This is a genomic window from Thiomonas sp. DCM-2 (assembly GCF_056820905.1).
The window spans coordinates 2,537,865-2,560,526 of record NZ_CM165962.1; the positions used below are offsets into that span (position 1 = coordinate 2,537,865).

Here is a 22,662-nt window from a genome sequence, read left to right on the forward strand (position 1 = left end):
AGTTATGTCGATGAAGTTCAGATTCACGCCGCGTGCACAGGTTCAGCCGGTGCTGCGGGGGGCTTGGGCGGCACCTTCGGCTTCACCCGAATCTGCCAGACGTAGTAGAGCAGAGGAATCACGATCAGGGTGAGGATGGTGGACAGCAGGGTGCCGAAGATCAGTGACACCGCCAGCCCGCCGAACACCGGATCGGACACCATGATGGCGGAGCCGAACATGATGGCCAGCGCCGTCAGCAAGATGGGCCGCAGCCGCACCGCGCCAGCCTGCGCGACCGATTCCTGCAGGCTGTAGCCGCGGGCGCGGTAGTCGAGGATGAAGTCGATCAGCAGCAGCGAGTTGCGCACCACCACCCCGGCCAGCGCGATCACCCCGATCATCGACGTCGCGGTGAACGACTGGTGCGTGATCCAGTGACCGGGGAACACGCCGATGAGCGTGAGCGGAATGGCGCCCATCACGATGACCGGCAGCAGGAAAGACTTGTAATACGCCACCAGCAGCAGGTAGATGAACACCAGCGCCACCATGAACGCCGCGCCCAGATCGCGGAACACGTCCAGCGTCAGCCGCATCTCGCCACCCCACAGCAGCTGATAGCCCTTGAGATCGCTCGCCGGGGTCTCCGTGAAGCCGAGGTTGCCCGTGGTGAAGGTGGTGCCATTGGCCAGCTTCTTGCCATCAAGCATGGAGTTCAGGCTCAGCGTCGCATAGACCGGGCTGGAGTGGATCATCTCGCCGCCCACATAGACCACCGGATGCTGGTCGCGGGTGTAGATCGGCTTGGCCAGGGTGGTGCGCTCCACCGCAGCGATGGCAGACAGCGGAATGACCTTGCCCTGCGCGTTCTGGATCGGCACGTCGAGCAGTTGCTGCGGGCTCTGCCGGTCGGCGCGCGGCACGCGCACGATGATGTTGACCGGCTCCAGCGCGTTGCTGTCGTGAATGGCGCCCACCTTCAGTCCCGACACATAGTTGTGCAGCAGCTGGATGATCTGCCCCGGAACGATGCCCGACATCGCCGCCTTTTGTCGGTCGATCTGGATGCGGTATTCGGTCGTTGTGGCGGTGACCGAATCGTCCTGGTTCATCAGACCGTAGGTCTTGTCGAAGGCACCCAGCACATCCTTGGCAGACGCGCGCAGGGTGTCATAGTTCGGCCCGTACAGCTCGGCCATGACCTGCGCGCGCACCGGCGGACCGGGCGGTGTTTCGAACAGCTTGATGAAGGTCGAGGGGAAACGCGCGCGCACCGGGGCAAGCTGCTCGTAGAGCTTCTGCACGATTTCATGCGACTCGACCGAGCGCTCGTCCTTGCCCACCAGGTTCACGCGAATCTGCGCGAAGTTGTCGCCGCGCTTGAGCATGTCGCCACGCACCAGCGAGGCAAAGTCGATCGGTGCTGCCTGTCCGACGAAGGTCTGGTAATCGAGCACATACGGATTGGTCGCCAGCACATCGCCGACCGCGCGCGCCACCTGGTCGGTGCGCTCCAGCGTGGAGCCCGCCGGCGTGTCGACCTGGACCAGGAAGGTGTTGGTGTTGTCATTGGGCAGCATTTTCAGTTCGACGCCCAGCGGCGACAGCGGCCCATTCATGCCCGAGGGTCGAATGAACTGCCAGGCCGGCATCAGCATGGCCACGATCAGCAGCAACAGCACGGCGAGGAACATGAGGTTGCGCTGGGTGCGGTTGCGCAGCAGCGGCTCGATCAGTTTCAGATAGGCCGCATGCAGCTTGTCCTGCTTGTGCGCGCCTTCCTCTTCCAGACTGCTGCTGTGCGCCAGGGCCTCGCGCATGGCCTTCTTGCTCAGCCACACCCGCGCCGCCCAGGGCACCACGGTGTAGGCCAGAATGAGCGAGGCGATCATCGCCACGGGCACATTGATCGGGATGGGCCGCATGAACGGCCCCATCATGCCGCTGACGAACGCCATGGGCACGAAGGCGAGAATCACCGCCAGCGTGGCCATGTTGGTGGGGTTGCCGATCTCGTTGGTCGCCTGCACCACGGTGCGGTTGAAGTTCTTGATCGGCCCGCCATGCAGGTGGCGGTGGATGTTCTCGATCACCACGATGGCACCATCGACCAGCAGCCCCAGCGAGAGAATGAGCGCGAACAGCGTGATGCGGTTGATGGTCTGGCCGACGATCAGATCGACCGTGAGCACCGCAAACAGGGTCAGCGGCACGGTCAGGGTGACGATGCCTGCCTCGCGCCAGCCCAGGAAGAACCACAGCAGCAGCGACACGCTGACGATCGCGATGCCCAGGTGTTCCACCAGGGTGTTGACCGCCTCGTTGGCCTTGTGGCCGTCGTCGCGGGTGATGGTGACATGCACGCCTTGCGGCAAGGCATAGCTCTCGATCTCGCCGAGCTTGCTCAGCACATCATGCACCACGACCACGGCGTTGGTGCCCGATTTCTTGGCGATCGCCAGGGTGACCGCGCTCATCTCCTGCCCATGCGGCTTGCCCTTGGCAGCCAGGCCCCAGGCGAAGTGCGACAGATCGTCCACCTGCTCCGGCCCTTCGGTCACGGTGGCGACGTCGCGCAGGTAGACCGGCTTGCCATTGGGTGCGCCGATCAGGATGTCGCCCACCTGCTGCGCATTGCCCAGGAAGCTGTCGATGCGCACCGGGGTGACCCTGTTGTTGTCCACCAGGTTGCCGATCGGCGCCGCGGCGTTGCTGCCCTGAAGAATCTTGTCGAGCTGTTCCAGCGGAATGCCGGCTGCGGCCAGCTTGCTCGGCGAAATGGCCACATTGACCGCGCGCGGCGCGCCACCCACCACTTCGGTGAACGACACCCCGGGCACGTTGCGCAGATGCGCCAGCACCTTCTCGCCCACGTCGCGCAACTGCATGCCGTTCATCGTGGCCGACGACAGGGTGAGGGTGAGGATGGGCACGTCATCGACGTTGATCGGCTTGATCACCGGCTGCATCGCCCCGGGCGGAATGCGGTCGAGGTTCTGCATCAATTGGTTGTACATCTTGACCAGGCTTTTTTCCTGATCCTCGCCCACCTTGAACTGCACCGTGACCACGCCGAAGTCATTGGTCGCGTAGCCATAGGTATGGTCGACTCCGGACATCGACGCCATGATGGCCTCGAGCGGCTTGACCACCAGGTTCTGGATTTCCTGCGGCCCGGCGCCCGGCTTGGCGACGATGATGTTGGCCGCCGGCACCACGATCTGCGGGTTGTATTCTCGCGGCGTGACCAGCAGGGCCAGCACCCCGGCCAGCGTCAGGCCGAGCATGATCAGCGCGGTGATTTTTGATTCGATGAACGCGCGCGCCAGCTTGCCCGCGCTGTTCATGGGAGCCGCATGTTCAGCCACGGTTGCCTCCGCTGATCTTCACGCCGTTTTCCACTTCGGGCAGGTTGCTGGTGACGACCGTGTCATCCGCGTTCAGTCCGGCCTGAATCTCGACATCCGCGCCCATCTGTGCGCCGACACGCACCAGACGGAAATGCGCGATGCCGTCCTTGTCGACCACGAACACGCCGGTCATCCCGGCGCGATCGACCACGGCGCTCTGCGGCACGCGCAGTTGCGGCGTACTCCCCACGGCAAAGCCCACACGCACGAAGCTGCCGCTGTCGAGACCTGCATCGGCCGGGAGATCGATCTTCACCGTGTGGGTATGGCTCATCGGGTCGGCCACCGGCACGGCTTGGGCGATGGTGCCCTGCAATGATTTGCCGCTGGCAAGCACCTGCACCTTGTCGCCGATCTTGATCTTGTCGAACACATCGCCGGGAACCTGGGTCGTGACCTGCAGCTTGCCCTGTCCTTCGATCACCAGCACCGGACGGCCCGGCGCAGCGAGATCGCCCTGATTGGCCATCTTCTGCACCACCACGCCCGTGATGGGCGAGGTGACGGACGAGTAGCGCATCTGCGCCGCTGCGGTGTTGTAGCCTGCCTGCGCTGCGGCCACCTGCTCCTGCGCCACCTGGTAGCGCAACTGCACCTGATCCCACTGCTGCTTCGGAATGGCCTGTTCCCTGAACAGATTGCCGAAGCGCTCGAAATCACCCTTGGCATTGGCCAGATTGGCCTGCGCCTGCGCCAGCCCGGCGCGCGCCTGCGCCACCTGGCCCTGGATGTCGGTGGGATCGACCTGGAACAGCAACTGCCCCGCCTTCACCGTCTGCCCTTCCTTGACCGACAGCGTGCGGATATAGCCCATCAGCCGCGAGGCCACCTGCACCTGGTTGCTCGACATCACCGTACCTGACAGCAGGGTGAGGTTCTGCTGATCGCTCGATGCAAGCTTGAGGGTTTGCGCCGCCACCACGCGGGGCGCAACGGGAACTTGCGCGGTGTCGGTCTGGTGGCCGCAGGCCGACAACAACGCCGTGGACAGCAGGAGCGCCAGCGGTGCGCGGCGCAGCAAGGGCAGGACGGAATGGTTCATGGCGGTCATGAGAGGAAGATCGGATTCGGATGCATTTCAAGGAACGATGTGCGGCAGCCGGGCAAGCCGCCCAGCCTGCCGCGCTCTTTCAGGGCTTGGAGGGTGTGTCGACCGCAACCGCCTGCGCTGCCGCGGCTTGCGCCTGCGGCTGAATCGGCTGCGTGGCCTCGAGCGTCAGGTTGCCGATGGCCAACCGCAGCGCGGCGCGCTGCAGATTGACCTGCTGTCTGGCCAGAATGAGATCGGCACGCGCCTTGTCGAGCTGCGCCTGAGCGCCCTGGACTTCGACCAGCGTGCCCACGCCATCTGCGTAGCGCTTGCTGACGATGCGCGCGGCCTCTTCCGACTGCACCACGGCGAGCTCGCGGATCTTGACCTGATTGGCGGCATCGACCGCCTTGCGGTAACTGTCCTGAACCTGCATGCCGAGCTGGTTCTGCTCGCTCTGCAGCTTGGCCTGCAATTCCATGCGCTTGGCAACGGCCTGATCGACCGCGTTTTGCGTCACACCGCCATCAAAAAGGGTCCAGTTGAGCTGGGCGCCCACGGTGTAGCTGCGCGACTCGAAACCGACATTGGGGTCGTTGGTGTCGAAACGCGCCATCGCTCCCACCTGGGGATAACGGTCGGCACGGGCCACTTCGATCTTGCCGTTGGCCGCCGCAATCTGATGCTGCAGCGCCTGGATCTGCGGATTGCGCTCCATCGCCTGGCCGACCCACGCATTCGGGTCGCCCTCGGGCATGGTCACCATGACCTCCGGCCCCAGGGTGATGGGCTGGCTCAGTGGTACACCCAGCACCACGTGCAGCGCATCCATCGCCTGCGCTTCCATATTGGCCGCCTGTTCCTGCTGCAGTTTCACATCCTCTTGCCGCACCTGTGCGGACAGCAGATCGCTCTTGATCACCACCCCCCTGCTTGAACAGGCTGTCCACCGTTTTCACCTGGCTTTGCGCGGCCTCCAGCGCCTTGGCCGCCACGCCCTTGAAGGCGCGCGCGGTGTACACACCGTCATACGCCTGCAGCGCGTGGTAGATGATCTGCTGCTGGCGGCCTGATCGCCGGCCTGCGCCGCCAGCAGCATGGAGCGCGCCTGCTGTAAGTACCCTGCAGCTTGCCACCGGTATAGAGCGGCAACTCGGCCTGGATGCGGGTGTTGAAGTTGTTGACCGAGCCGGGGTAGTTGAGCGAATTGGGCGCAATACTCAGGACGTTCGGATTGGTTTCGGGTCAAACATTCGACAGCAGGAATGCGGCGTCATCTGCGCTGCCCGACTTGACCGCGCGCTGCTGGGTTTGCGCCCCGCTGCCTGATGCCTCCGCGCCAAAGCCACCCAGAATCACGCTGATGAACGACCGATTCATCGCCTTGCACATGATGTAGCTCAGAATCGCACCTGACGACCCTACCAGCGATCCGGCGATGATGAGCATATTGTTCTCGAGCGAAAAACCAATGCCCGCAGCCGCCCAGCCGGAGTAACTGTTGAGCATGGACACGACCACCGGCATGTCGGCACCGCCGATCGGAATAATGATCAGCACACCCAGAACAAACGCCAGCGCCATCATGATGAGAAATGGCGTCCACGACAACGTGGCAAAAAACCAGATGCCACAGGCCACTGCGGCCAGGCCAATGAGCAGATTCACCCAGTGCTGGGCAGGAAAACGCACAGGCGCGCCCTGAAACAGCCGGAACTTGTAACGTCCGGACAATTTGCCGAAAGCAATGACGGAGCCGCTGAAAGTCACGGCGCCGATGATGGTGCCTATGAACAGTTCGACGCGATTGCCCGCCGGCAGCGGATCTCCCGCTGCCTGAACGATGCCAAAGGCATGCGGTTCTGCCACGGCCGCAACGGCAATGAACACCGCTGCCAGACCGATCATGCTGTGCATGAAAGCCACGAGTTCCGGCATTTTGGTCATTTCAACCCGGTTGGCCATGACCGCGCCAATCCCGCCACCGACCACCAGCCCGAGGAGCACATAACTCAGGCCCAGCGTACCGGCGTCCCCACCGATCTTGATAATCAGCGCAACCGTGGTGAGGACAGCGATCCCCATGCCGACCATGCCAAACACATTCCCGCGCCGGCTGGTTGTCGGATGTGACAGCCCCTTGAGCGCCTGAATGAAAAAGACCGCTGCCAGCAAATACAGCAGGGTGACCAGATTCATACTGAGAGTCATACCTTGATTCCTTGGTGCTGCACGCGGAGGTTGGTGTGTCGAAATGATTTGAATGGCATTGCGTTCACCACAACCGCGTCAGTGAGCCGTTGGGATGTCTATTATTTTTTTTCGCCGGTTTTCTTCTTGAACATGGCCAGCATGCGCCGGGTCACAAGAAACCCGCCAAACACATTCACCGCAGCCAGAGCCACGGCCAGAGTCCCCATCACCTTGCCCAGCGGAGTGACGGTCAGCGCGGCGGCAAGCATGGCCCCGACAATGATGATGGCGGAAATTGCATTGGTCACCGCCATGAGCGGCGTATGCAATGCCGGCGTGACATTCCAGACCACGTGATAGCCGACATAGATGGCCAGAACAAAAATGGTGAAGTTGATCACCAGGGGAGAGATTTCATGCATGGTTCAGAGTCCTTCGTCTTCGATCGGAATGGATTGCTCGTTGCGATTCAGGCGGCGATTCAGGCCGTCTTGCGCAGCAGTTGCCCGTCGCGGCACATCAGACAGGCCGCGACAATATCGTCTTCCATGTTGACGACAAAACCCTTTTCCTTGTCGAACACCAGTTTGAGAAAATCGAGCACATTGCGCGCATAAAGCGCTGAGGCATCCGCCGCAACCAGGGCGGGCAGATTGGTTTCACCCACCAGCGTGACACCATGCTTGACAACGGTTTTCCCCGCCTCGGTCAACGGGCAGTTACCGCCCTGCGCCGCTGCCATGTCGATAATCACCGAGCCCGGTTTCATCGACTTGACCATGTCTTCGGTAATCAGCACCGGTGCGCGGCGTCCGGGAATGAGCGCAGTGGAAATCACCACATTGGCCTGCTTGACCCGCTCGGCGACCTGCGCAGCCTGGCGCTGCATCCAGCTTGCAGGCATGGGCCGGGCGTAACCGCCCACGCCTTGTGCAATATCGCGCTCCTCATCGGTTTCAAATGGCACATCGATGAATTTGGCGCCCAATGATTCCACTTGTTCCTTCACCGCGGGCCGCACATCGGAGGCCTCGATCACGGCGCCGAGGCGCTTTGCGGTGGCAATGGCCTGCAAACCCGCAACGCCCGCACCCAGAACCACCACACGGGCCGCCTTGACCGTGCCGGCTGCCGTCATCAGCATGGGCATGAAGCGCTGGTAGATGTTTGCCGCGAGGATGACCGCCTTGTAACCGGCAATATTGGCCTGGCTGGACAACACGTCCATGCTCTGAGCCCGGGAGGTACGGGGGGCAGCTTCGAGAGCGAAGGCGGTCAGGCCAGCGGCCGTCATGGCCTGGAGGCCATCGACGCTGAACGGATCGAGCATACCCACCAGCACGGTGCCAGGTTTCATCAAGGCCAGTTCATCCGCCGTGGGCGGGCGCACCTTCAACACCATCTCGGCAGCAAACGCCTCGTCACGACCGACAATGGTCGCACCTGCGGCGATGTAATCTGCATCCGGTGCATCTGCGTGCACTCCGGCATTGGCCTGCATCGCGATGGAGTGCCCCTGGGCGACCAACTTCTTGACTGTTTCCGGTGTTGCTGCAACACGGGCTTCGCCGGCCAGGGTTTCTGCCGGAATGCCAATACGCATGGAGTCTCTCCTATGAAATCTTCTTTATTCAGGTCTGAAAACAGTTGAGAACCACGAGTCGCACAATACACGCCGACCTGCAACAACCCTGTTTGTTCGACCGATCCACCAAAGCTGCGCATTATCTCGCGTTTTCCCTAGGGTTGCTCAGACGCAAATGGCCGACACGCGGAAAACACTTTTGCATTTTCCAACAGCCTTGCCAAGTTCCTTCCCCAACCTTGCGAACACCGATTCAACATGCACCCACATCCCACTGCACGCCCGCGCGTGACTGTCGCCGCCCTGATTGAACAAGACGGCCGCTTCCTTCTGGTGGAGGAACAGACACCGGACGGTCTTCGACTGAACCAGCCTGCGGGCCATCTGGAGGCGGGCGAAAGTCCGCAGCAAGGCGTGGTGCGTGAAGCGCTGGAGGAAACCGGCCGGGTGTTCGCTCCACAGGGGCTGGTTGGTGTGTATCTGTCGCGCACAAGGCGCACCACCGAGCAGGGTGTGCAGGATGTGAGCTACCTGCGTCTTGCGTTTTTCGGGTCGGCTTCTGCCCCCGACCCCCAGCGCGCACTCGATGACGGCATCGTACGCACGCTGTGGATGGACGTCGACGCATTGCGTGCCAGCACCAGCCGCCATCGCAGCCCATTGGTGCTGCGCTGCGTGGAGGACTATCTGCTCGGGCAACGCTATCCGCTGGAACTGATCTCGACCGATCCGAGCGTGTTCTGACGCCGAGGCCCGTCAACGTCCAGCCCGACGGGTTTCTACAATTTGCGCATGATGACTTCTTCTCGCGGCACCGTGGTGGTCGGGCTATCCGGCGGCGTGGACTCCTCCGTGTCGGCCTGGCTGTTGAAGCAACAGGGCTACAACGTGGTGGGCCTGTTCATGAAAAACTGGGAGGACGACGATGACAGCGAATACTGCTCCTCCCGTCAGGACTGGCTCGACGCGGCCAGCGTGGCAGACCGCATCGGCATCGACATCGAGGCGGTCAATTTCGCCGCGGAATACAAAGAGCGCGTGTTCGCAGAATTCCTCCAGGAATACGCCGCCGGGCGCACACCAAACCCTGACGTGCTGTGCAATGCCGAGATCAAGTTCAAGGCGTTTCTCGACCACGCCATGCGCCTGGGTGCGGACAGAATCGCCACCGGGCATTACGCGCGGGTGCGACAGACAGACCAGGGATTCGCCTTGCTGCGCGGCCTCGATCCCGCCAAGGACCAGAGCTACTTTCTGCACCGGCTCAACCAGACGCAGCTCGCGCGCACACTCTTTCCAGTCGGCGAACTGGAGAAGACCGCGGTGCGCCGCATCGCCGCCGAGATCGGCCTGCACAATGCGCGCAAGAAAGATTCCACCGGCATCTGCTTCATCGGTGAGCGTCCGTTCCGCGAGTTTCTCGGACGCTATCTGCCGACGCGGCCTGGGCCGATGAACACGCCGGAGGGCAAGACCGTGGGCCAGCATGTGGGCCTCGCCTTCTACACCCTGGGGCAACGCAAGGGCATCGGTCTGGGCGGCAGCAAAACAGGCAACGGCGAACCCTGGTTCGTCGCGGGAAAAGACCTGGGAAGCAACACCCTGATCGTGGCGCAAGGCCATGACCATCCGCTGCTGCAAAGCCGCTCGCTCCGGGCCCTGTCGGCCAGTTGGGTGGCCGGGCAGGCGCCTGGCGATGGTGCGGTGCTGGGTGCGAAAACCCGCTACCGACAAACCGACGCGGTGTGCCGCTACCGCGCGCGCAGCGCATCGGAGTTTGCCCTGGATTTTCAGACGCCGCAGTGGGCGGTCACGCCGGGGCAATCGGCGGTGCTGTATGCAGGGGAGGTGTGCCTGGGCGGCGGCATCATCGAGGCCGCTGCAAGTTGAAGGCGCAGGAACGCAGGCCTGCGCAGCAGACGCTCAGGACATGCGCGCCAGCAGGGTTTCCACTTCGTCGAGCATGGCGCTGAGCCTGGGCTGATGGCCATCCTCCGCCGTTTCCAGACGGCCGTCGAGTTCCTGTTCGAGATAGCACACGGTCATGCGCACGAAGGTGCTGTCGAGCGCCTTGCGCACTGCCGACAGTTGCTGCGCCACCTTCAGACAGGGCTCGCCTTCTTCGATCATGCGCTGGACGCCGCGCATCTGCCCTTCGGCGCGCTTGAGTCGGTTGAGAATGTCCGTGCGCGAGGCTTCGTTGGTCAGGACTGACATGGTGATGGCTCCGGGAATCTGTAAGGGCTTGGTACTGCGCTTCATCCAATCGTCTCCATCATAGGCGTGTCATTTCCGTCCGTGTCGGCGTGGCAGTGATGTGCCTCAGGCGGAATGAATCAGGGCCACGGGTTCGGGCGCCAGCAGAGTGCCGTCGCGCAGGCCGCGGGCGGTCGCCAGGGTCAGCCAGCCGATGATCACCGAGGCCAGTGCCAGCGCGAGAATCGCAAAGGTCTGCAGGGCGCCGTTCTGCGTGACCAGGGCCAGATGCATCGACAGACCGGCAAATGCCGCCAACGGAAACGACAGCGCCCAGTGCCCGATGGTGAATGCCTCCTGCATCATCGGCTTGAAAGACAGGAAGCTCAGCACGACAAAAAACAGCGCAATGCCCCAGGCGCCCTCCAGGGCTTCGACAGGGACGCCGATCTGCGCCAGTCCGAGGCCGCCGGCCGCGGGCGGGGCGATGGTGATGAACAGCATGGGCAACAGCTTGCGTGGCAGCATGCCATGAGCAGCAATTCGCACCATGAACAGCAACTGCACGACCAGAAAAAAGAACGCGCCCACCGCCCACTGCGCCACGGACCAAGTGGAAAATCCGAGCGCCACCCCGGCATACGGCACAACGACATTGCCGGCAGCGGCGAGGAACAGTGCCGGGGTGACCCCCGCCCAGTTCGGCCCCTTGTCGGTGGCTGCCTGCAGGCGAAAGCGGTGGAACACCCAGACCGTCACGCCCAGTTGCGCCAGCGCGCCGATCATCCAGAACCCAGCCATCCAGGCGTGACTGACGCCCAGCACCTGCACCGCAAATCCGGCTACCACCAGCATGGCCATCGGAATCATGGCCAGCAGAGGATGACGGACCGGGTGGCGCAAATCGGCGAGTAGATCCGGGGCATGCCTCTGGAGGCGAACCCCGGTCAAGGCCAGCAGAACAATCAGCGCAGCAATGGCTGCCCAGCCCAGGCCTTGCGCAATGCCTGCTGCGGGCTCACCAAGCAAGGGCGTTGCCTGATGCCAGGCCAGACCCAGTCCGCCCCAGCCCATGACCAGCGCGAACCAGCCGGGGGCGAGGAATTTGAGCCGGGGCTGTGCGGTGCGCGCCATGCTCATGCGCGATCAGCCGCAGCAGTTGGCTTTGGAATCGGGCACGCCCAGCTTGCGCAGGAAAAACCCCAGCGGGCACAGGTTGGTGAAACCGAATTGCAGCAGGTTCGCGCCGACGAATGCGGTGAACAGCAAGAACCACTGCGAGACATACAGCGGGCTTGCCGGTGCGCCAAGCAGCACCGAGATCAGGATGAACGTGCCAGCGATGACACGGATGTAGCGTTCGACAGTCATTTCAAAATCTCCAAGTTATGTCGATGAAGTTCAGATTCACGCCGCGTGCACAGGTTCAGCCGGTGCTGCGGGGGGCTTGGGCGGCACCTTCGGCTTCACCCGAATCTGCCAGACGTAGTAGAGCAGAGGAATCACGATCAGGGTGAGGATGGTGGACAGCAGGGTGCCGAAGATCAGTGACACCGCCAGCCCGCCGAACACCGGATCGGACACCATGATGGCGGAGCCGAACATGATGGCCAGCGCCGTCAGCAAGATGGGCCGCAGCCGCACCGCGCCAGCCTGCGCGACCGATTCCTGCAGGCTGTAGCCGCGGGCGCGGTAGTCGAGGATGAAGTCGATCAGCAGCAGCGAGTTGCGCACCACCACCCCGGCCAGCGCGATCACCCCGATCATCGACGTCGCGGTGAACGACTGGTGCGTGATCCAGTGACCGGGGAACACGCCGATGAGCGTGAGCGGAATGGCGCCCATCACGATGACCGGCAGCAGGAAAGACTTGTAATACGCCACCAGCAGCAGGTAGATGAACACCAGCGCCACCATGAACGCCGCGCCCAGATCGCGGAACACGTCCAGCGTCAGCCGCATCTCGCCACCCCACAGCAGCTGATAGCCCTTGAGATCGCTCGCCGGGGTCTCCGTGAAGCCGAGGTTGCCCGTGGTGAAGGTGGTGCCATTGGCCAGCTTCTTGCCATCAAGCATGGAGTTCAGGCTCAGCGTCGCATAGACCGGGCTGGAGTGGATCATCTCGCCGCCCACATAGACCACCGGATGCTGGTCGCGGGTGTAGATCGGCTTGGCCAGGGTGGTGCGCTCCACCGCAGCGATGGCAGACAGCGGAATGACCTTGCCCTGCGCGTTCTGGATCGGCACGTCGAGCAGTTGCTGCGGGCTCTGCCGGTCGGCGCGCGGCACGCGCACGATGATGTTGACCGGCTCCAGCGCGTTGCTGTCGTGAATGGCGCCCACCTTCAGTCCCGACACATAGTTGTGCAGCAGCTGGATGATCTGCCCCGGAACGATGCCCGACATCGCCGCCTTTTGTCGGTCGATCTGGATGCGGTATTCGGTCGTTGTGGCGGTGACCGAATCGTCCTGGTTCATCAGACCGTAGGTCTTGTCGAAGGCACCCAGCACATCCTTGGCAGACGCGCGCAGGGTGTCATAGTTCGGCCCGTACAGCTCGGCCATGACCTGCGCGCGCACCGGCGGACCGGGCGGTGTTTCGAACAGCTTGATGAAGGTCGAGGGGAAACGCGCGCGCACCGGGGCAAGCTGCTCGTAGAGCTTCTGCACGATTTCATGCGACTCGACCGAGCGCTCGTCCTTGCCCACCAGGTTCACGCGAATCTGCGCGAAGTTGTCGCCGCGCTTGAGCATGTCGCCACGCACCAGCGAGGCAAAGTCGATCGGTGCTGCCTGTCCGACGAAGGTCTGGTAATCGAGCACATACGGATTGGTCGCCAGCACATCGCCGACCGCGCGCGCCACCTGGTCGGTGCGCTCCAGCGTGGAGCCCGCCGGCGTGTCGACCTGGACCAGGAAGGTGTTGGTGTTGTCATTGGGCAGCATTTTCAGTTCGACGCCCAGCGGCGACAGCGGCCCATTCATGCCCGAGGGTCGAATGAACTGCCAGGCCGGCATCAGCATGGCCACGATCAGCAGCAACAGCACGGCGAGGAACATGAGGTTGCGCTGGGTGCGGTTGCGCAGCAGCGGCTCGATCAGTTTCAGATAGGCCGCATGCAGCTTGTCCTGCTTGTGCGCGCCTTCCTCTTCCAGACTGCTGCTGTGCGCCAGGGCCTCGCGCATGGCCTTCTTGCTCAGCCACACCCGCGCCGCCCAGGGCACCACGGTGTAGGCCAGAATGAGCGAGGCGATCATCGCCACGGGCACATTGATCGGGATGGGCCGCATGAACGGCCCCATCATGCCGCTGACGAACGCCATGGGCACGAAGGCGAGAATCACCGCCAGCGTGGCCATGTTGGTGGGGTTGCCGATCTCGTTGGTCGCCTGCACCACGGTGCGGTTGAAGTTCTTGATCGGCCCGCCATGCAGGTGGCGGTGGATGTTCTCGATCACCACGATGGCACCATCGACCAGCAGCCCCAGCGAGAGAATGAGCGCGAACAGCGTGATGCGGTTGATGGTCTGGCCGACGATCAGATCGACCGTGAGCACCGCAAACAGGGTCAGCGGCACGGTCAGGGTGACGATGCCTGCCTCGCGCCAGCCCAGGAAGAACCACAGCAGCAGCGACACGCTGACGATCGCGATGCCCAGGTGTTCCACCAGGGTGTTGACCGCCTCGTTGGCCTTGTGGCCGTCGTCGCGGGTGATGGTGACATGCACGCCTTGCGGCAAGGCATAGCTCTCGATCTCGCCGAGCTTGCTCAGCACATCATGCACCACGACCACGGCGTTGGTGCCCGATTTCTTGGCGATCGCCAGGGTGACCGCGCTCATCTCCTGCCCATGCGGCTTGCCCTTGGCAGCCAGGCCCCAGGCGAAGTGCGACAGATCGTCCACCTGCTCCGGCCCTTCGGTCACGGTGGCGACGTCGCGCAGGTAGACCGGCTTGCCATTGGGTGCGCCGATCAGGATGTCGCCCACCTGCTGCGCATTGCCCAGGAAGCTGTCGATGCGCACCGGGGTGACCCTGTTGTTGTCCACCAGGTTGCCGATCGGCGCCGCGGCGTTGCTGCCCTGAAGAATCTTGTCGAGCTGTTCCAGCGGAATGCCGGCTGCGGCCAGCTTGCTCGGCGAAATGGCCACATTGACCGCGCGCGGCGCGCCACCCACCACTTCGGTGAACGACACCCCGGGCACGTTGCGCAGATGCGCCAGCACCTTCTCGCCCACGTCGCGCAACTGCATGCCGTTCATCGTGGCCGACGACAGGGTGAGGGTGAGGATGGGCACGTCATCGACGTTGATCGGCTTGATCACCGGCTGCATCGCCCCGGGCGGAATGCGGTCGAGGTTCTGCATCAATTGGTTGTACATCTTGACCAGGCTTTTTTCCTGATCCTCGCCCACCTTGAACTGCACCGTGACCACGCCGAAGTCATTGGTCGCGTAGCCATAGGTATGGTCGACTCCGGACATCGACGCCATGATGGCCTCGAGCGGCTTGACCACCAGGTTCTGGATTTCCTGCGGCCCGGCGCCCGGCTTGGCGACGATGATGTTGGCCGCCGGCACCACGATCTGCGGGTTGTATTCTCGCGGCGTGACCAGCAGGGCCAGCACCCCGGCCAGCGTCAGGCCGAGCATGATCAGCGCGGTGATTTTTGATTCGATGAACGCGCGCGCCAGCTTGCCCGCGCTGTTCATGGGAGCCGCATGTTCAGCCACGGTTGCCTCCGCTGATCTTCACGCCGTTTTCCACTTCGGGCAGGTTGCTGGTGACGACCGTGTCATCCGCGTTCAGTCCGGCCTGAATCTCGACATCCGCGCCCATCTGTGCGCCGACACGCACCAGACGGAAATGCGCGATGCCGTCCTTGTCGACCACGAACACGCCGGTCATCCCGGCGCGATCGACCACGGCGCTCTGCGGCACGCGCAGTTGCGGCGTACTCCCCACGGCAAAGCCCACACGCACGAAGCTGCCGCTGTCGAGACCTGCATCGGCCGGGAGATCGATCTTCACCGTGTGGGTATGGCTCATCGGGTCGGCCACCGGCACGGCTTGGGCGATGGTGCCCTGCAATGATTTGCCGCTGGCAAGCACCTGCACCTTGTCGCCGATCTTGATCTTGTCGAACACATCGCCGGGAACCTGGGTCGTGACCTGCAGCTTGCCCTGTCCTTCGATCACCAGCACCGGACGGCCCGGCGCAGCGAGATCGCCCTGATTGGCCATCTTCTGCACCACCACGCCCGTGATGGGCGAGGTGACGGACGAGTAGCGCATCTGCGCCGCTGCGGTGTTGTAGCCTGCCTGCGCTGCGGCCACCTGCTCCTGCGCCACCTGGTAGCGCAACTGCACCTGATCCCACTGCTGCTTCGGAATGGCCTGTTCCCTGAACAGATTGCCGAAGCGCTCGAAATCACCCTTGGCATTGGCCAGATTGGCCTGCGCCTGCGCCAGCCCGGCGCGCGCCTGCGCCACCTGGCCCTGGATGTCGGTGGGATCGACCTGGAACAGCAACTGCCCCGCCTTCACCGTCTGCCCTTCCTTGACCGACAGCGTGCGGATATAGCCCATCAGCCGCGAGGCCACCTGCACCTGGTTGCTCGACATCACCGTACCTGACAGCAGGGTGAGGTTCTGCTGATCGCTCGATGCAAGCTTGAGGGTTTGCGCCGCCACCACGCGGGGCGCAACGGGAACTTGCGCGGTGTCGGTCTGGTGGCCGCAGGCCGACAACAACGCCGTGGACAGCAGGAGCGCCAGCGGTGCGCGGCGCAGCAAGGGCAGGACGGAATGGTTCATGGCGGTCATGAGAGGAAGATCGGATTCGGATGCATTTCAAGGAACGATGTGCGGCAGCCGGGCAAGCCGCCCAGCCTGCCGCGCTCTTTCAGGGCTTGGAGGGTGTGTCGACCGCAACCGCCTGCGCTGCCGCGGCTTGCGCCTGCGGCTGAATCGGCTGCGTGGCCTCGAGCGTCAGGTTGCCGATGGCCAACCGCAGCGCGGCGCGCTGCAGATTGACCTGCTGTCTGGCCAGAATGAGATCGGCACGCGCCTTGTCGAGCTGCGCCTGAGCGCCCTGGACTTCGACCAGCGTGCCCACGCCATCTGCGTAGCGCTTGCTGACGATGCGCGCGGCCTCTTCCGACTGCACCACGGCGAGCTCGCGGATCTTGACCTGATTGGCGGCATCGACCGCCTTGCGGTAACTGTCCTGAACCTGCATGCCGAGCTGGTTCTGCTCGCTCTGCAGCTTGGCCTGCAATTCCATGCGCTTGGCAACGGCCTGATCGACCGCGTTTTGCGTCACACCGCCATCAAAAAGGGTCCAGTTGAGCTGGGCGCCCACGGTGTAGCTGCGCGACTCGAAACCGACATTGGGGTCGTTGGTGTCGAAACGCGCCATCGCTCCCACCTGGGGATAACGGTCGGCACGGGCCACTTCGATCTTGCCGTTGGCCGCCGCAATCTGATGCTGCAGCGCCTGGATCTGCGGATTGCGCTCCATCGCCTGGCCGACCCACGCATTCGGGTCGCCCTCGGGCATGGTCACCATGACCTCCGGCCCCAGGGTGATGGGCTGGCTCAGTGGTACACCCAGCACCACGTGCAGCGCATCCATCGCCTGCGCTTCCATATTGGCCGCCTGTTCCTGCTGCAGTTTCACATCCTCTTGCCGCACCTGTGCGGACAGCAGATCGCTCTTGATCACCACCCCCTGCTTGAACAGGCTGTCCACCGTTTTCACCTGGCTTTGCGCGGCCTCCAGCGCCTTGGCCGCCACGCCCTTGAAGGCGCGCGCGGTGTACACACCGTCATACGCCTGCAGCGCGTGGTAGATGATCTGCTGCCTGGCGGCCTGATCGCCGGCCTGCGCCGCCAGCAGCATGGAGCGCGCCTGCTGTAAGTAACCCTGCAGCTTGCCACCGGTATAGAGCGGCAACTCGGCCTGGATGCGGGTGTTGAAGTTGTTGACCGAGCCGGGGTAGTTGAGCGAATTGGGCGCAATACTCAGGACGTTCGGATTGGTCGGGTCAAACTGCCCGGCGCCAAAATCGTTGAACGTGGCCTGCCGCTGCGACAGTTTGATGCCGAAGGCATTGAGCGCGTCATTGGTGCGGGTCACCCCGGCCGACACCGTGATCTTGGGCATTTTGGCGCCCTCGGCCTGGTTGATGCCGGCACGCGCCTGCGCCATCTGCGCCTGCACCCCCATCAAGTCGGGGTTCTGCCTGAGCGCCACGTCCACCGCCTGGCGGAAATCCAGGGTCTCGGCCTGCGCCAATGCCATGCCACCAAGAATGTAAAGACACACCCCGGTCAGCAGCCCGATGCGAACACGCCGGGGCAAGGAATCCGTCATCATCCAACTCCGCCAAAAGAGGAAATCAAACCAAGGAATACGTGAAAAATTGCTCAAAAAACCAGATTTCACGCAGATCGAACGCTGCGCCCAGAAACACCGGTGCGAGGATAGCCGTCCGGTCGGGGCAGGTCACGCGATATATACAGACCAGAGTATATCAATACTCATGGGGGTATCTAATTTCCCGCTTTTTCTCAGGCAGATTTGTCGCCGCATTGCGACAGGAGAAGGAACCGCGTCAGGCCGCTCCCGACTGCTTGCGGTCCTTGAGCGCCTTCGCGCTGTCCTTGAGCGCCTGGTTGACGAAGGCACCGTAAAAATCAGCGGTTGGTGCGCCGGTGATGCGCTCGCCGATCTCCTTGCCGCCGGGGCCAAAGAACAGCACGGTCGGCGCCAGCTTGATGCCGAATTGCTTTGCCAGCTGAACGCCCGAGGTCGGCTTGCCATCGAAACCGATCACGGGGGCGCGGTCAGTGATCTCGATCTGCTGCACCAGATAGCCGTCTCTGGCGAGAAACTGATATTCGGTGCGTCGCAACTTTTCGCAAAAGGGGCAACTCGGCAGGCTGAACATCACGATCAGCGGCTGGTCCTTGGCCGCCGCCAATTGCACACTCTGCTGCAGGTTTTTCACCGGGGGCAGCGGCGTTTCCGCCCAGGCCGTGCCGATTGCGGTCATCAGCGCCACCAGGAGAAACGCCCGCATGACATCACGGAACTGTTGCCACGAGGAGACACAGCGGAATTGCATCTCACGACGGAAAGACATGTTCACCATAGACATACAGCAACCTCGCCTCGGGAGTCACGGGATAATGGCGCCATGTTATTCACAGCTCGATACCCAGCGGCCATGCCGGTTTTGCGCCTTTCCGGCGCCCTGCTCGCTGCTGCGGCGCTTCTCAGCGCCTGTTCCCCCGCACTGGACTGGCGCGATGTGCGGCCCAAGGACGTCAACATTCTGCTGACCTATCCCTGCAAGCCGGAACAGATCGCGCAGGACGTCGTGCTGGCCGACCAGAAGGTCAAGATGAGCATGACGGGCTGCGTGGCCGACAAGATGACCTTCGCGCTGGCGCATGCCCGCCTGCCCAACCCGGCGCTGGCGGCCAGGGCATTGGCGCAATTGCATCTGGCGGCGGTCGACAATGTGCACGGCAGAGTCACGGCGTCCTCGACGGCCGCGCCAAAGAATGCGACGCCGAATCTGCCCGACAGTCTCGATCTGAAAATCGATGGACAGACGCCCGATGGCAAGCCAGTGCGCGAGCGGGTGCTGTTGTTCAGTCAGGGCAGCGATGTCTACCAGGTCACTGCCTTCGCCCCGACCGATTCCTTCAAGGACGATGCGGCGCAAACTTTCGCCGATTCCGTGAATTTATCCCCCTCGCGCTGAAAGCAGGCAACCTATCATGCAGCGCAACATCCATCGCAGCTGATTCCCGCATGCCCGGTCTGTTCATCATTGCCCACGCACCGCTCGCCAGCGCGCTGAAGGAATGCGCCAGCCATGTGTATGCAGGCTGTCCGCAGAGGTTGCTGGTGGTCGATGTGGCACCCGATGCCTCGGTTGAAGCCGCGGCTGCCGACGCACTGCCCGCGCTGCGCGAAGCGGCCAGCGACGGCAGTGCGCTGATGATGGTCGATGTGTTCGGCGCCACGCCGAGCAATGTGGCCATCCGACTGGCCGAGCTCGCCAGTGATCTCAAGCTCCAGATCGTTGCCGGGGTCAATCTGCCCATGCTGTTGCGCTCGGTGTGCTACCAGGACGAAAGCCTGGACGCCCTGACAGCGCGCGCCACGGCCGGGGCGATTCAGGGGGTCATCCAGGTTGCGCCGAGCGCCCCGCAACAACAGTCCCTTCGCAGTTCTTCCCATGCCGCAACGCACCATTCAGGTCAGCAATAAGCTCGGTCTGCACGCCCGCGCGTCTGCCAAGCTCACCAAGCTCGCGGGGCAGTTTCCCTGCGATGTGTTCATTTCCAAGGGCGCGCGGCGCGTCAATGCCAAGAGCATCATGGGCGTGATGATGCTGGCCGCGGGCCTCGGCTCCACCGTCACCATTGACGCCGAAGGCGATCAGGCCGACATCGCCCTGGATGCGGTGCAGGCCCTGTTCGACGACAAGTTCGGCGAAGGCGAGTAAGTCGCGCCGCCGCGGCTTTACAAATCTTCACCCCAGCAAGACCTGCGGGCAACTGCTGCCGCGCACAATGGATTCATCGTCAACTTCCCCATGGGAAACGCCATGAATCCACAGACTTCCCCCACCAGCAAAGACACCTCGCGTCTGCGTCGCCTCCTCGGCGTCGCGGGAGCCGCTCTCGTGGTCACCGTCGCCAGCCACGCTGCGCTGGCCAGCGCGCAAACCTCACCGCCAGCCACTCCCATGCAGCAGGGCGGGCCCGGCATGCACGGCATGATGGGGCATTGCGGCCCCGGCATGCATGGAAAGCATGGCGAGCGTGGCATGCGGCGCATGCTGTCCCAGGCCGGCGTCACCCCGGCACAGCAGGAGCAACTGCGTGCCCTGCGCAAGCAGGCGTGGGACAAGGCCCGCCCGGAAATGGAGCAGATGCGCGATCTGATGCAACAACGCATGAAGCTGCTGGCGGCGCCCACCATCGACCGCGGCGCACTCGAAGCGCTGCGCGACAAGCAGATGGCGCTGGCCAACCAGCTCTCGCGCGAGCGCACGCAGACCCAATATGACATGGCCCAGATCCTCACCCCCGAGCAGCGTGCCAAGCTCTACTCCATGATGCAGCAGCGCATGGAGCGCATGCAGCACCACCGCGGCCCAGGCATGGACGGGCACGGCATGGGCCCGATGGGTGGCCCGGGCATGATGCAATAAGCCCCAGTCTCCGATCCAAGCAGGCCGCATCGGTGGCCTGTGCCATTCCAGACTGGGCTGCTTCATGACCCCGCAAACCCGCACCTCCCCCAGCCAGCTTCTGCTGGTCGAAGACGATCTCCGCCTGGCGCAGCAGGTCCGCGACTTTCTGCTCAGCGCCGGATGGCAGGTCACGCATGCCGCCAACGCCGCGCAGGCCGAGGCCGAACTCAACCCGCGCCGGGGCGAAGGCCCGGGCTTCGACGCCCTGGTGCTCGATCTGATGCTGCCCGACGGCGACGGCCTGGACATCTGCCGCCGACTGCGCACCCACAGCGACCTTCCGGTGCTCATGCTCACCGCGCGCGGCGATCCGTTCGACCGCGTGGTCGGGCTGGAAATCGGCGCCGACGACTATCTCACCAAACCGTTCGAACCGCGCGAGCTGCTCGCCCGGCTGCGCGCGATCACGCGCCGGCGCGCCGGCAGCCTGTCCCCGCACGATCCGTCTGCTGCGCAGGTGCTGCGCTTCGGCCGTCTGGAAATCGACCCTGCCGCGCGGCAGGCGCGCATCGACGGCGAAGACCGCCCGATGACCGCCTACCAGTTCGACCTGATGCTGGTGCTGGCGCGCCATCCGGGCCGGGTGCTGACCCGCGAATTCCTGCTCAGCGCAGTCAAGGGCGAAGCGCTCGAGGCCTTCGACCGCTCGATCGACGTGCACATCAGCCGCATCCGCGCCGCGATCGAGGACGACCCGCGCCACCCGCGCCGCATCCTCACCCTGCGCGGCGCCGGCTATGTGTTCACCAAGTCGCAGGACGGGGTTTGAGCATGACGGCAAGCGGTGCCAAGTCCCAGCTGTGGCAGCGTCTGTGGCTGGCGCTCATCCTCGCGCTGCTGGCGCAGGCGCTGGTGTCGGCGCTGCTGATCCACTGGCTGTTCTTTTCCGATCCGCAGCAAGCGGAAATCCGCCGCGCCATGTTCCGCGCGCTGATGGCGGCGCAGGGCATCCAGCCCTCGCCCTGGCGACATCTGCTGCTCTCCCCTTTGACCGGCACGGTGCTCACCGCGCTGGTGGTCAGCGCCGTGACCCTGCCGCTGATGCGCCGTCTCACCCGTCGCCTGGAAACCCTGCAGCAGGGCGTGCAGGCGCTGGGAGCGGGCGACCTGTCGGCACGCGTGGCGGTGCAGGGCAACGATGAAGTGGCGCAACTCGCGCAGAGTTTCAACACCGCCGCAGCGCGCATCGAATCCTTGATGCAAAGCCACAAGTCGCTGCTGGCCTACACCTCGCACGAACTGCGCACCCCGCTGACCCGGCTGCGCCTGAGCCTGGAGACACTGGCCGCACCGGTGCCTGCCGCCGCGCGCGAGGTCGCGCTACGCGCCGCCAAGAACGACCTGACCGAACTCGACGCATTGATCGACGACATCCTGCTCGCCAGCCGACTGGACGCGGCGCCGGGGCAGTCGCTGCAGCGCGAGGAGGTCGACCTGCTCGCGCTGGTGGCCGAGGAAGCGGCACGGTTCGACGTCGAGGTGCAGGGCGACTGGATCACCCTGCAGGGGGACGACCGGCTGCTGCGCCGTGCGGTGCGCAACCTGCTGGACAACGCGCGGCGGCACGCGCCGGGCAGCCCGCCGCAGGTCAGCCTGTCAGCGGTCGAAGGCGGCGCGGTGGTGCGCGTGTGCGACCGCGGCCCGGGCGTGCCCGCCGCCGACGCACAGCGCATCTTCGAGCCCTTCGTCCGGCTGCCCGGGCGCGGCGACGGCACGGGGCTGGGCCTGCCGCTGGTGCGGCGCATCGCGCGGCAGCACGGCGGAGATGCACGCTGTCTGCCGCAGAGCGACGGCGGCACCTGCTTCGAGATCTGGCTCGGGCGCGCGCCCTGAGCCCGGCGCACGCGCCTGCGCCTCGCACGCACCGCCCCGTCCGCCAAATCATGCGCAATCAGCGCATGGCACAAATCTTGTATGCGCCGTGCGGAGTTTTCATATCATCGCAAGGTCGCGAGCCAAAAGAAAACAGAAAGAGAGGAATGTGC

The 22,662-nt window shown here is 63.9% G+C and carries 21 protein-coding genes and 1 pseudogene; 9 read left to right on the forward strand and 13 right to left on the reverse strand.

What is annotated here, in order from left to right:
* Positions 1–23: 23 nt before the first annotated feature.
* The 3 genes from AC1ZQA_RS12295 to AC1ZQA_RS12305 form a co-directional block, all read right to left on the reverse strand.
* A complete protein-coding gene (locus AC1ZQA_RS12295; protein ID WP_482677155.1) occupies positions 24–3,350 on the reverse strand; it encodes an efflux RND transporter permease subunit in 3,327 nt (1,108 codons plus the stop codon).
* Positions 3,343–4,434, reverse strand: coding sequence for an efflux RND transporter periplasmic adaptor subunit (locus AC1ZQA_RS12300; protein WP_482677156.1), 1,092 nt, complete (start codon positions 4,432–4,434; stop codon positions 3,343–3,345). The genes AC1ZQA_RS12295 and AC1ZQA_RS12300 overlap by 8 nt, the downstream gene beginning before the upstream one ends.
* Positions 4,435–4,522: 88 nt before the next feature.
* Positions 4,523–5,344, reverse strand: coding sequence for a TolC family protein (locus tag AC1ZQA_RS12305; protein WP_482677157.1), 822 nt, complete (start codon positions 5,342–5,344; stop codon positions 4,523–4,525).
* Between AC1ZQA_RS12305 and AC1ZQA_RS12310 the strand changes: the two genes are divergently transcribed.
* Positions 5,337–5,495 carry a hypothetical protein gene (locus tag AC1ZQA_RS12310; protein ID WP_482677158.1) on the forward strand — a complete coding sequence of 53 codons (159 nt, stop codon included), beginning with the start codon at positions 5,337–5,339 and terminating at the stop codon, positions 5,493–5,495. The two genes, AC1ZQA_RS12305 and AC1ZQA_RS12310, sit on opposite strands and share 8 nt — an antisense overlap.
* Before the next feature lie 178 nt (positions 5,496–5,673).
* Here AC1ZQA_RS12310 and AC1ZQA_RS12315 read toward each other — a convergent pair.
* The 3 genes and pseudogenes from AC1ZQA_RS12315 to AC1ZQA_RS12325 form a co-directional block, all read right to left on the reverse strand.
* Positions 5,674–6,633, reverse strand: a pseudogene (locus AC1ZQA_RS12315) (NAD(P)(+) transhydrogenase (Re/Si-specific) subunit beta); the annotation flags it as partial.
* A gap of 101 nt (positions 6,634–6,734) precedes the next feature.
* Complete coding sequence (locus tag AC1ZQA_RS12320; RefSeq protein WP_482677149.1) at positions 6,735–7,037, reverse strand: NAD(P) transhydrogenase subunit alpha part 2; 303 nt, start codon at positions 7,035–7,037, stop codon at positions 6,735–6,737.
* A 59-nt stretch (positions 7,038–7,096) separates the two neighbouring features.
* The gene (locus AC1ZQA_RS12325; protein WP_482677150.1) at positions 7,097–8,218 is read right to left on the reverse strand and encodes a Re/Si-specific NAD(P)(+) transhydrogenase subunit alpha; all 1,122 of its coding nucleotides are present in this window, start codon (positions 8,216–8,218) and stop codon (positions 7,097–7,099) included.
* 240 nt (positions 8,219–8,458) lie between these two features.
* Between AC1ZQA_RS12325 and AC1ZQA_RS12330 the strand changes: the two genes are divergently transcribed.
* Positions 8,459–8,944, forward strand: a complete 486-nt coding sequence (locus tag AC1ZQA_RS12330) for an NUDIX hydrolase (protein WP_482677151.1) — start codon at positions 8,459–8,461, stop codon at positions 8,942–8,944.
* 51 nt (positions 8,945–8,995) lie between these two features.
* Positions 8,996–10,090 carry a tRNA 2-thiouridine(34) synthase MnmA gene (gene mnmA, locus AC1ZQA_RS12335; RefSeq protein WP_482679330.1) on the forward strand — a complete coding sequence of 365 codons (1,095 nt, stop codon included), beginning with the start codon at positions 8,996–8,998 and terminating at the stop codon, positions 10,088–10,090.
* 33 nt (positions 10,091–10,123) lie between these two features.
* Here mnmA and AC1ZQA_RS12340 read toward each other — a convergent pair whose 3' ends face one another.
* The 7 genes from AC1ZQA_RS12340 to AC1ZQA_RS12370 form a co-directional block, all read right to left on the reverse strand.
* Positions 10,124–10,462 carry a metal-sensing transcriptional repressor gene (locus tag AC1ZQA_RS12340; protein WP_482677152.1) on the reverse strand — a complete coding sequence of 113 codons (339 nt, stop codon included), beginning with the start codon at positions 10,460–10,462 and terminating at the stop codon, positions 10,124–10,126.
* A 60-nt stretch (positions 10,463–10,522) separates the two neighbouring features.
* On the reverse strand, positions 10,523–11,530 hold the full coding sequence (locus AC1ZQA_RS12345) for an SLAC1 anion channel family protein (RefSeq protein ID WP_482677153.1): 1,008 nt from the start codon (positions 11,528–11,530) through the stop codon (positions 10,523–10,525).
* A 12-nt stretch (positions 11,531–11,542) separates the two neighbouring features.
* The gene (locus tag AC1ZQA_RS12350) at positions 11,543–11,767 is read right to left on the reverse strand and encodes a YgaP family membrane protein (protein WP_482677154.1); all 225 of its coding nucleotides are present in this window, start codon (positions 11,765–11,767) and stop codon (positions 11,543–11,545) included.
* 36 nt (positions 11,768–11,803) lie between these two features.
* The gene (locus AC1ZQA_RS12355) at positions 11,804–15,130 is read right to left on the reverse strand and encodes an efflux RND transporter permease subunit (RefSeq protein ID WP_482677155.1); all 3,327 of its coding nucleotides are present in this window, start codon (positions 15,128–15,130) and stop codon (positions 11,804–11,806) included.
* Positions 15,123–16,214: an efflux RND transporter periplasmic adaptor subunit gene (locus AC1ZQA_RS12360; protein WP_482677156.1), complete on the reverse strand. Its 1,092-nt coding sequence runs from the start codon at positions 16,212–16,214 to the stop codon at positions 15,123–15,125. The genes AC1ZQA_RS12355 and AC1ZQA_RS12360 overlap by 8 nt, the downstream gene beginning before the upstream one ends.
* 88 nt (positions 16,215–16,302) lie before the next feature.
* Complete coding sequence (locus tag AC1ZQA_RS12365) at positions 16,303–17,775, reverse strand: TolC family protein (RefSeq protein WP_482677159.1); 1,473 nt, start codon at positions 17,773–17,775, stop codon at positions 16,303–16,305.
* A gap of 241 nt (positions 17,776–18,016) precedes the next feature.
* Positions 18,017–18,484: a thioredoxin family protein gene (locus tag AC1ZQA_RS12370; protein ID WP_482677160.1), complete on the reverse strand. Its 468-nt coding sequence runs from the start codon at positions 18,482–18,484 to the stop codon at positions 18,017–18,019.
* 147 nt (positions 18,485–18,631) lie between these two features.
* Here AC1ZQA_RS12370 and AC1ZQA_RS12375 point away from each other — a divergent pair, with 147 nt between their 5' ends.
* The 6 genes from AC1ZQA_RS12375 to AC1ZQA_RS12400 all read left to right on the forward strand — a co-directional run bounded on the left by AC1ZQA_RS12375 (position 18,632) and on the right by AC1ZQA_RS12400 (position 22,510).
* Complete coding sequence (locus AC1ZQA_RS12375; protein WP_482677161.1) at positions 18,632–19,174, forward strand: hypothetical protein; 543 nt, start codon at positions 18,632–18,634, stop codon at positions 19,172–19,174.
* Positions 19,175–19,224: 50 nt separating this feature from the next.
* Positions 19,225–19,686 (forward strand): PTS sugar transporter subunit IIA, encoded by a 462-nt coding sequence (locus AC1ZQA_RS12380; protein WP_482677162.1) that lies wholly within the window; start codon positions 19,225–19,227, stop codon positions 19,684–19,686.
* Complete coding sequence (locus AC1ZQA_RS12385; RefSeq protein WP_482677163.1) at positions 19,655–19,924, forward strand: HPr family phosphocarrier protein; 270 nt, start codon at positions 19,655–19,657, stop codon at positions 19,922–19,924. Before AC1ZQA_RS12380 ends, AC1ZQA_RS12385 begins: the two co-directional genes overlap by 32 nt.
* A 102-nt stretch (positions 19,925–20,026) precedes the next feature.
* Positions 20,027–20,635, forward strand: coding sequence for a Spy/CpxP family protein refolding chaperone (locus AC1ZQA_RS12390; protein ID WP_482677164.1), 609 nt, complete (start codon positions 20,027–20,029; stop codon positions 20,633–20,635).
* A 64-nt stretch (positions 20,636–20,699) separates the two neighbouring features.
* Complete coding sequence (locus tag AC1ZQA_RS12395) at positions 20,700–21,446, forward strand: response regulator (RefSeq protein ID WP_482677165.1); 747 nt, start codon at positions 20,700–20,702, stop codon at positions 21,444–21,446.
* A 2-nt stretch (positions 21,447–21,448) separates the two neighbouring features.
* Complete coding sequence (locus AC1ZQA_RS12400; RefSeq protein WP_482677166.1) at positions 21,449–22,510, forward strand: HAMP domain-containing sensor histidine kinase; 1,062 nt, start codon at positions 21,449–21,451, stop codon at positions 22,508–22,510.
* Positions 22,511–22,662 lie beyond the last annotated feature (152 nt).